Raw genomic sequence first — 1,593 nt, 5'->3', positions numbered from 1 at the left:
CTCCTCCGCAGGCGCGGAATCCGCCCCCACCGGCGCCTCCTCGTCCACCGGCGTCGTACGCGGCGGCAGAAGGTCCAGCACCGCCTGCCGATGCGCCTCGCTGGTCGCGTCGTCGTAGGGGTCCGGGGTCGCCGGGACCTGGAGGCGGTGGACAGGACCCGTACCCAGCCGGGCGTAGCCGCGTCCGGGTGGCATCTGGTCGACCGGCGTGGTGTGCGGCGGCGCCCCCAGCACGCTCTCCAGCTGCCCGGCCGTGGCGGGGCCGAGCACGACGCGCGCGCGGGTGTGCTGCCGTACCGGCGCGGCCAGGGCGTCGATGCCGTCGAACTGTTCCGCGACCACCACGGTGACGTTCGCCGCGCGCCCGTGCCGCAGCGGGGCCTGGAGGAGGGACTGCGGATCGGTGCCGCCGTCCGCCGCCGCCAGGTGGGTGAAGACGCTCGGCCGGTCGAGGAGCAGCCACAGGGGACGCCTGGTGTCCTCGGGCGGCGGGTCGCCCGCCTGGTGCGCCTTGCCGGCCGCGGCCAGCCGACGCTCGGTCTCGGCGGCGGCCCACTCCAGACTGGTCACCGCGCCCGACAGGGCGCACTCGACGGCGAGCACCCCGTCCCGGCCGGTGAGACAGGCGTACTCGCCGGTCCCGCCCCCGTCCACGATCACCACGTCGCCGTGGTGCAGCGCCTGGAGGGCGATGGAGCGCAGCAGCGTCGAGGTGCCGCTGCCCGGCTGGCCGACCGCGAGCAGATGCGGCTCGGTGGAGCGGACGCCGGTGCGCCACACGACGGGCGGGACGTCGGCCCACTCCTCGCCGTGCGCGCCGTGGGTGAGCGGCAGCGTCCGCCGCACGCGCGTGGGGTCGGTGAAGCCGAGCACCGTCTCGCCGGGGGCCGTGACGAAGGGCTGCGCGGCGATGTCGGTGGGAAGCGGGGCGAGGACGCGGACGGTGAGCTGGTTGGCCTCCTCGTCCCAGCCGAAGTGGTACTCCCGGCCGCGCCCGCACTTGGCGCCGAGCAGCTGCTCGATCCGCGCCCGGGACTCGGGCTCGGCGTCCGTGAAGTAGGCCGGGTAGGAGATCACCAGGTGCGCGAGACGGCCGTCGCCGTCGAACTCGTACTCGGAGAAGACCTTCTCCCAGTCGCCGCCGCGGGCGTACAGCGGCTCGGGGTCGTCGCTCGCCGAGAAGTACGGCACCAGGGCCTCGTACAGCGACGTCAGGCGCTGGAGCTGGCCGGGGGCGGGTCCGGCGGGGGCCGCGGGCGTGCGGTCCCGGCCGTGCCAGGCCGCCGCCGCCATCAGGGCGACGGCGGCGAGCAGCGGGCCGTACGGCGCGAGCACCACGCCCATCAGCACCGCCGCCACCGCGAGGAGCACCGCCCCGCGCCGCTCCTTGGGGGTGTCGACCCACCTGCGCCGTCCGGCCGAGGCCAGCCGGCGCAGCCCGCGCGTGATGGTGATCAGCGGGTGGAGGACGTCCGTGGCGCTGTCGGCCGCCGTCCTGGCCAGCTCCCGGCTCCGGGCGAGCTGGGCGCTGCCGTTGCTGAGGATGCGGGGAAGGGGACGCCGGGCCACTGCTGTCTCCAGAGGGTGCGTACG

General features: G+C 76.2%; 1 protein-coding gene. It reads right to left on the bottom strand.

The features are described 5' to 3' along the window. On the bottom strand, nucleotides 1–1,569 hold a 1,569-nt coding region (locus CCN29_RS33490; protein WP_086686249.1), incomplete at its 3' end, for a P-loop NTPase family protein. Nucleotides 1,570–1,593: the final 24 nt, after the last annotated feature.

It is taken from the genome of Streptomyces pseudogriseolus (assembly GCA_002154585.1).
Classification (GTDB): Bacteria; Actinomycetota; Actinomycetes; order Streptomycetales; family Streptomycetaceae; genus Streptomyces; species Streptomyces pseudogriseolus.
The sequence above is the reverse complement of the archived record's forward strand: the minus strand, read 5'-3'. Positions and strand labels throughout refer to the sequence as shown.